Genomic DNA, 7,802 nt, shown 5'->3' on the forward strand with positions numbered 1-7,802 from the left:
ATGGCTCCACGTCCATATCCAACACCGTCCGGTATGGACGTTACGCCCGTGTCATCCCCACTCGGCCGCCGAACCTTGCTGAGATCACCTCAGTGGTGCCGGATCGCCAATCGCGAGTGAGATTGATGATCGGCATGCCGTACGCCCGGGCCTCAGCGAGCGGATAGCCGAACGCCTCGACGGCCGAGGGGTAGAAGATCGCCGATGCGGCCAGGCATTCGTCGATGTCGAGTACGTCGACCGCCGCAGCCTCGGCCTGGACCTGCCGATTCTCGTTGAGACGGTGTTCGTCGTGCTGCGGAGCGAAGGAATCAGCGCGCAGGGCAGCGCACCGAGTTCCAGGGCACCTACCGTCGGTGCAGGTCGGGCCGCCGGACCGTGGGGATGTGGGCTGGCTACCTGAGTACACCCGCGATGATCTCCGCGATGCGCTCGCCGGCCTTGCCGTCCCACAACGGCGGGGTACGCCACGTAGCGGGCCGCCCCGCATCCAGCGTGGTTGCCACGGCCTCGGCAAGCGCCGCCCGGGTGACGAGGCGGTTGGTGCCGTGGGTGATCGTGACCGGGCGCTCGGTGTTGGGCCGCAGCGTCAGGCACGGCACCCCGAGCATTGTCGCCTCCTCCTGTACGCCGCCGGAGTCGGTGACGACGACCGCCGCGCCGCGTAGAAGGCTGACGAACTCGATGTAGCCCAGCGGCTCGACCACGCGCAGCGCGCGATGCGAGTGCAGGCCCGCGTTCTCGAGGTGGTGCCGGCCGCGCGGGTGCAGCGGCAGGACGACCGGGAGCTGGTCGGCCACCGCGTGCATCGCCTTGACCAGGTCGATCACGCCGGCGGGATCGTCGACGTTGGCCGGCCGGTGCAGCGTCGCCACGATGTAGCGGTCGGGCAGCGAGAGCGCGGCGCGGATACCGGCGACGTCGAAGCGGTCGAGGTTGTCCAGGAGCGTGTCGATCATGGGGTTGCCGACGAAGTGGATCTTGTCTGCCGCGGTCCCCTCGTTGCCGAGATGTGCCACGGCGTCGGCACTTGTCGCGAGCAGCAGGTCGGACAGGTGGTCGACGACGATGCGGTTGATCTCTTCGGGCATCGACCGGTCGAAGCTGCGCAGGCCGGCCTCGACGTGCGCGACGGGGATCCCCAGCTTTGTCGCGACGAGGGCGGCGGCGAGCGCGGAGTTGACGTCGCCATAGACGACCGTGAGCGCCGGGCGGGTCGCGGTCATCAGTTCGTCCAGGCCGGCCATGATGCCGGCGGTCTGGCACGCGTGGCTTCCCGATCCCACGCCGAGGTTGATGTCGGGCTCGGGCAGGCGCAGCTGGCGGAAGAAGACCTCCGACATCCGCTCGTCGTAGTGCTGTCCGGTGTGGACGAGCAGCTGCCGGAGACCGTGACGGTCGAGCGCCCGGATCACCGGCGCTGCCTTGGGGAAGTTCGGGCGCGCGCCCGCGACGTGCAGGACAACGGCGGCTGACATGTGTCTCCTCGTGGCACTCCGGGTTGACCAGATGTACTAATAGTACAAGTCATCCCCTCCGATGCGTTTAATCCCTTACAATCGTGATTGACCGATACGCCGGCGGCGCAGCGGCCGCCCTGGTGCGCCGCCAGCCGCATACCCGACGTTCTCCGCGAAGGCAGGCACGCCCAGTGAAGCAAGTTGTCCAGTCGGTATCCGGCGGCGAGTTGAAGGTCGCCGAGGTACCGCAGCCCGAGCCCGGCGCCACCGAGGTGCTCGTCGCCACGCGCAGGTCCCTGCTGTCAGCGGGCACCGAGCGCGCCGTGCGTGAGCTTGCCTCGGCGAGCCTGCTGCGCAAGGCCCGAGCGCGGCCGGATCTGGTCCGCCAGGTCGTGAGCAAGGCGCGGACCGAGGGCGTCCGCTCGACGCTCGCCGCCGTGCGCAACCGGCTCGACGAGGACATGCCGCTCGGGTACAGCGCCTCGGGTGTCGTCGTCGCCGCCGGTCCCGCGACCGATGGCATTCGACCGGGGATGCGCGTGGCCACGGCATCGGCGGGGCACGCCGAATATCAGGCAGTGCCCGGTCTGCTCGCGGTGCCAGTCCCCGAGGCGGTATCGGACCAGGCTGCCGCCTTCGGCGCGGTCGCGGCCATCGCGCTGCAAGGACTGCGGCAGGCCGAGGTGGGTGTGGGCGGCTCCGTCGCGGTCCTTGGCCTCGGCCTCGTCGGGCAACTGACGGTACGCCTGGCGCTCGCCTCGGGTCTCAACGTCATCGGCATCGACCTACGTGACTGGACGGCGGAACTGGCCCGAGGCGCAGGCGCGGTCGGTCTGGTCGAGGCCGGCGCGCCGACCACGGAAGAGATCCTGGAGATCACCCGTGGCCGCGGCGTCGACGCGATCCTGATCACGGCGGCAACGCGGTCGTCGGAGCCGGTCGCGCGGGCTACCGAGATCGCCCGCGATCGCGGCCGGCTGGTCGTCGTCGGTGACGTCGGGCTGGAGCTCGACCGCAGGAAGTTCTACGAGCGGGAACTGGATCTTCGGTTCGCGCGCAGCTACGGCCCCGGCCGCTACGACCGCACCTACGAGGAATGGGGCGTCGACTATCCGATCGGCCACGTGCGTTGGACGGCGCGGCGCAACATCGAGGCGTACCTCGACCTGGTGGCCAGTGGCAGGGTCACGGTCGATGACCTGGTCACGCATGTCTTTCCGGTGGAGCAGGCCACGGCGGCATACGACGTGCTGGACTCCGACCCACGCTCGCTCGCGGTGCAGCTCAGCTATGCGGCCCCGGCGCAGCCGTCCCGCAGCGCGATCACGATCCGGCCGCGCCGCAGCTCGCCGCAGCTGCGGGCGGGGCTGATCGGCGCCGGGAACTACGCCAAGGCGACGTTCCTGCCCGCGCTCAAAGCGGCCGGCTGGGCGGACGATCTCGTCGCCGTCACCTCCGCCAAGGGCCTGTCAGCGCAACACCTCGCGCAGCGCAACGACATCGCCGTCGTGGTACCGACCGTCGAGGACCTGCTTGCCCGCGATGACATCGACGTGGTGTTCATCCTCAGCCGCCACGACTCTCACGCCCGCCTGGCGGTGCAGGCGCTCGACGCCGGCAAGCACGTGTTCGTCGAGAAGCCACTCGCGCTGAGCCAGGGCGAGCTCGACGAGCTCACGGCCGCCTATGACCGCAACTCGGGCCACCTGTTCGCCGGCTTCAACCGCCGGCACGCGCCCATGGTGGTACGCGCGAGGGAGGCCCTGGCGACCGGATCCGGGCCGCTGACCGTCGCCTACCGGATCAACGCCGGGTCGCTACCCCACTCGCACTGGTACTACGACCGGCGCCAGGGCGGCCGCGTCTGCGGCGAGGTGTGCCACTTCATCGACCTCGCGTCGTGGCTGGTTGGCGAGCAGCCGAGCGTCGTTCACGCACACGGCAGCGGTCGCGGCGAAACGGCGCTGGAAGAGGACGTGAGCGTGCTGCTCGGGTACGCCGACGGGTCCACGGCGACGATCACGTATTGCACGCGCGGGCACCGGCGTACCCCCAAGGAACGCGTGGAAGTGCTCGGCCGCGGGCACACCGTGGTGATCGACGACTTCCGGCGCCTGGAGATCGACGGCGTGGTGGTAAAGCGGGTACCCGTGGGCAAGGGACACCAGGAACTGCTCGCCCACGTGCGCGCGGCGATCGCCGGGGACACGCCCGACCAACCGGAGCTTGAAGCATCACTCGGTACGACGAAGGCCGCGCTGTCGGTGGTCGCCGCCTTGGCCGGCATCCAGGTGAACCCGTCGCGCCTGCTGACGCAGGTGGACCCTGCGATCGCCGTGGGCGCCGGGTTCAGCTCATGAACACGCAAGCGCGGCTGACTCAAGGTGCGCGAGGACAGGCACGTTCGGCGCCAAGTGGATGAGCGCCTGCACACGAATGCAACTGTTTGCGTTGCACAAAGGCGAGCTGTGCAGGAGTGGATCTCATCTCGCCTGCACCGCCTAGCCGAAACAACAAGGATGTGTTGTGATTAATCGGGATGACGTCTACTTCCGGCTTCCGGCAATGGCCCAGAACATGCTGATGTCAGTTGCTGGCGTGGGAGTGAATAGACAGAGGTACGGAGCGCTCTTCCATCGGCGCCTTGCCGAGTACGAGGAGCGAGATATGTGGGATCCAGAGCGGGTATCAATATTCCGCAAAACTAGGCGAGCTGCTGTCCTGGAATATGCATCCCGTACCCCGTACTACAAGAGTGTTTTCGAAAGGATGGGCGCAACATGGCGTGACCTGGTCGACGACAGTGCCTTCATTGAAATACCCTTGACGCACAAAACCGAGGTGCGTGACCGTCCGAACGATTTCCTTGCTCGCCCGTGGGCGAAGGGCGATAGCATCGTCCTGACTTCCGGCACAACAGGATCATCTCTGGCTATACGTAAGGATGTCAACGCGATCGCGGAAATGTGGGCTGTTTGGTGGCGCTACAGGCATTGGCATGGGATCACGAGAGCCACGTGGTGTGCCTTCTTTGGTGGAAAGCGCGTTATCGAAGAGAGCCAGGGCGTGCCGTACTGGAGAACGAATTACCCAGGCCGTGAAGTGCGTTTCAGTGGGCACCATATATCGCCAGCCACCGTGAAGTGTTACGTTGACAAGCTCAATCGCTCGCGTTTGCCGTGGATTCACGGGTTTCCGTCAGTTATTGCGAGTTTGGCAAGATGTATGCTTGAGAGAGGCGTAGGTCTTGACTACCAGCCTCTCGTCCTCACCCTTGGCGGCGAGAATCTAACGCCTTGGCAGTTGAAGGGCATCGAAGGTGCATTCGGTGTGACGCCAGTCCAACATTACGGTCTCGCCGAACAGGTCGCGAATATCTCTGAATGTGTCGAAGGCCGGCTGCATGTCGATGAAGACTTCGCCGAGGTTGAGCTGATCAATCAGGGTGGTGGGTTGTCTCAGATTGTTGGGACGCCGTACGGCAACGGGGCTACTGTGTTGCTGCGATACGCTACTGGCGATCTTGCGGTCGCTGACAAGCATCACTGCACTTGCGGGCGTGCGGGAAGGGTTGTCGCGTCTATAGACGGCCGAGAGGCTGACCTCATTGTCCTTCCCGATGGTCGGTTTACCGCGCCAGGTGCCGCTTTCGCACCTGCCCTCGGGCTGGCGGAGGCGCAGGTTATTCAGCACGAGAACGGACGCCTGACCGTGAGATATGTGCCGTCTGTTGGGTGGTCGGCAAGCTCTTTGGAAGCGCTGGACCACTCACTTCGTAAGTTTGTCGGGCAGGCGGTGGAGGTCAACTACGTCCGAGTTGACGAAGTGCAACGGACACCGACTGGGAAGGTCCGATTTGCGATTTCAGAGGTGCGCGGCAACGAGGGGACCAAGCAGGTGAGCCCATCCCTGGAGGAACGGGGCCGCGTTATCCCCTCACAGTTGTGACCTTTCTTGAGAATAGAGGTGATCAGCATAGAAGCGATGATGGACTTCAAAGGAGCAGTTCTGTGGCGTGCGTGTCGGTGTTTACGCCTTGGTACGCGAGCCCGGCCGTGCCGTCGAAAAGGTCGTCCGGCAGCGGCGCGGCGAAGCCCGTCGTGATCTGAGCGGAGGCCCGGATGCCAAAGCCTGACCGGACTGGGGAGGTTCGCGTAGGCGTGTTCGTGGGCTACTTCGTGCCCGCCTACCGCGCCGGCGGACCCATCCGCAGCGTTTCGGCGATCACTGCCGCTCGCGACTCGGATATCACGTATACGGTCTTCACGTGCGACAGGGACGCCGGTGACGCAGAACCGTTCCCCGTCGCGCGATCGGGGGAGGTCGTCGAGTTCCGGCGCCGGCACGTGATGTATGTCGATATCAGCAGACGCCTGGCGTATCTTCGCGCGATGCGCCGTTTCGTGCGGCTGGGCCATGACGTGTACTACTTCAACAGTCTGTGGAACCGGGAGTTCACCCTGGTTCCGCTAACGCTCATGTGTCTTGGCCTGGTCGGGCGTCGGCCGGTGCTGCTCGCGCCAAGGGGCGAACTGCTGTCCGGCGCGCTCGCGCTCAAGACGCGGCGCAAACGGGTGGGGCTCCTCGCCTTGCGGTTCCTGCTGGCCAGGCTCGGGGCGACTATCCATTGCACCTCGACCGATGAGATGGACAGCATCAGAAGGTGGCTGCCCGGTCGGCCGGTCGAGCTGGTTTCCGTCGCGTTCGAACCCGAGGAGTGCGTCGACGCCAAACAGCCCGGCGAAACTGCGGCGCCATCCGGTGCGCTGCGTGTCTGCTTTTTCTCGCGCATTGGCCCAAAGAAGAACCTCGCGGGCGCGATAGCCGCCGTGGGTAGGGTGGCCGAGCCCGTACACCTGCGCGTGATCGGCCCCGTATCGGATCAGGCGTACTACCACCACTGCCAGGAGTTGGTCGCGCGGCTGCCACGGCACGTCCGCGTGGAGTTCGTGGGTCCGGTACGGCATGAGGACGTGGCCGAGGCGCTCTCCTGGGCGCAGGTGTTCTTCCTTCCGACCGGCGGGGAGAATTTCGGCCACGCGATCCGGGAGGCCATGGCCGCGGGGTTGTGTCCGGTGATCTCCGACGCGACGCCGTGGACCGATCTCGCGCGCCAGGCCGGCGGCGTCGCCCTGTTCTGGTCCGACACGGACGGGTTCGCAGAGCACCTGTCCCTTCTCGCGCGCATATCGCCGCAAGAGCTGCGCGCGTTGCGGACCAGGGTGCTCGATGCGTACCAAGCCTGGCTGGGCAGCCAGGTTTCCAGCGTGGCGCTCATGGATGAGCTGTTCGCGCGTCTTACGGGTAGGGCGGTCGCGCCAGTGGTGGTGGCTGGCGGTATTGGCGATCGGCAGGTGGAGCGCGCATGACAGACCCGCGGCGGAGACCCGCAGCGGTCCGCGCAGCCTCTGCATCCCGGTCACTGCCGGTTCCTTCCTTGTGCCGTGCTGGCCGGTGTGGTGGCGAGCACGAGCATCCGCATGGCCACTGCCTGCGTCGCGCTCGTGCCCATCAGTGGCGTGGACAGCGGCGGTGGTCGCAGCTCCCGTGAGGCGGGCTTCCGGGAGGTCTTTGATCTGGTACGGGCCGGGTCGTTCGGCGTCGTGGGGCACTGGCAACGAGCGGCCGACGATCGCCAGCATGGCGGCGCCTTCCTGCGGCGGCAACTGCCCGGCGAGGCGCACCGAGCCGCGTAGACCGAGCTCGTCACACGTGCGCTCCAGGTGCGAGCGGTACTCACCCTCCCCGGTGATCGGCCAGTTGGCGTCGGGCTACCTGGCGTGAACGGTGGAAGTCGCGCAGCAGGAACTGTGGTTCTTGTTCGTGTCTAGGCGCCCGCATGTTCACCAGCTGCGGAAAGTCGGGCGTGGCGAGGGCGCGCGGCGGCCGGTGGGCGGCGAAAGGCGTAGACGTCGCGGTCAACGCCACTGGGGATCAGCAGGGGCAGAAGCCTCTCGCGATCGGGCTGACCGCCGGGCAGCGCGGCGAGAGCCCGCAGTTCATCCCGGTCCTGGCCGCCATCCGCGTCCCCCGCTTGACCACCGGCCGCCCGAGGACCCGACCGGACCGGGTCCTCGCCGACAAGACGTACACCTCGAAGGCCAACAGGGCCTACCTGCGCCGACGCGGGATCGCCGCGACGATCCCGAGCAACGCCGACCATCGCGGTAGTTCGCCCGGTCCAGGGTCCCTACCGGATGGTCTTCGGCCCAGCAGCGGCGTACTCGCCGTTCACCGCCGTTCGTCTAGTGACGTGATCTCAACAAGAATCCGGTAGGTATCGGTATTCGAAATGGGTGAGGTGGAGAGCGGCGCGGACGATGTCGCCGACCTGCCGTGGGC

At 66.7% G+C, this 7,802-nt stretch carries 6 protein-coding genes; 5 read left to right on the forward strand and 1 reads right to left on the reverse strand.

Annotation, left to right across the window (positions count from 1 at the left end):
* Nucleotides 1-395: 395 nt before the first annotated feature.
* A complete protein-coding gene (wecB, locus tag ACFYPS_RS36570; RefSeq protein ID WP_354965918.1) occupies nucleotides 396-1,478 on the reverse strand; it encodes a non-hydrolyzing UDP-N-acetylglucosamine 2-epimerase in 1,083 nt (360 codons plus the stop codon).
* Nucleotides 1,479-1,651: 173 nt separating this feature from the next.
* Here wecB and ACFYPS_RS36575 point away from each other — a divergent pair, with 173 nt between their 5' ends.
* From ACFYPS_RS36575 to ACFYPS_RS36595, 5 genes are all read left to right on the forward strand, one after another.
* On the forward strand, nucleotides 1,652-3,820 hold the full coding sequence (locus ACFYPS_RS36575; protein WP_387331024.1) for a bi-domain-containing oxidoreductase: 2,169 nt from the start codon (nucleotides 1,652-1,654) through the stop codon (nucleotides 3,818-3,820).
* A 166-nt stretch (nucleotides 3,821-3,986) separates the two neighbouring features.
* Nucleotides 3,987-5,408 (forward strand): hypothetical protein, encoded by a 1,422-nt coding sequence (locus tag ACFYPS_RS36580; protein ID WP_354965916.1) that lies wholly within the window; start codon nucleotides 3,987-3,989, stop codon nucleotides 5,406-5,408.
* A 218-nt stretch (nucleotides 5,409-5,626) separates the two neighbouring features.
* Nucleotides 5,627-6,829 carry a glycosyltransferase gene (locus ACFYPS_RS36585; protein WP_354965915.1) on the forward strand — a complete coding sequence of 401 codons (1,203 nt, stop codon included), beginning with the start codon at nucleotides 5,627-5,629 and terminating at the stop codon, nucleotides 6,827-6,829.
* 75 nt (nucleotides 6,830-6,904) lie between these two features.
* A complete protein-coding gene (locus tag ACFYPS_RS36590; RefSeq protein ID WP_354965914.1) occupies nucleotides 6,905-7,156 on the forward strand; it encodes a hypothetical protein in 252 nt (83 codons plus the stop codon).
* A 143-nt stretch (nucleotides 7,157-7,299) separates the two neighbouring features.
* On the forward strand, nucleotides 7,300-7,737 hold the full coding sequence (locus ACFYPS_RS36595; protein ID WP_387331027.1) for a transposase: 438 nt from the start codon (nucleotides 7,300-7,302) through the stop codon (nucleotides 7,735-7,737).
* Nucleotides 7,738-7,802: the final 65 nt, after the last annotated feature.

Origin of the sequence: Micromonospora sp. NPDC005087 (assembly GCF_042872965.1) — a bacterium.
In the GTDB taxonomy this organism is placed as follows: domain Bacteria; phylum Actinomycetota; class Actinomycetes; order Mycobacteriales; family Micromonosporaceae; genus Micromonospora.

Bases quoted from the DNA above. Each gene is read 5' to 3' on its own strand.
- wecB (WP_354965918.1), bottom strand. From the start codon at position 1,478: ATGTCAGCCGCCGTTGTCCTGCACGTCGCGGGCGCGCGCCCGAACTTC.
- ACFYPS_RS36595 (WP_387331027.1), top strand. From the start codon at position 7,300: ATGTTCACCAGCTGCGGAAAGTCGGGCGTGGCGAGGGCGCGCGGCGGC.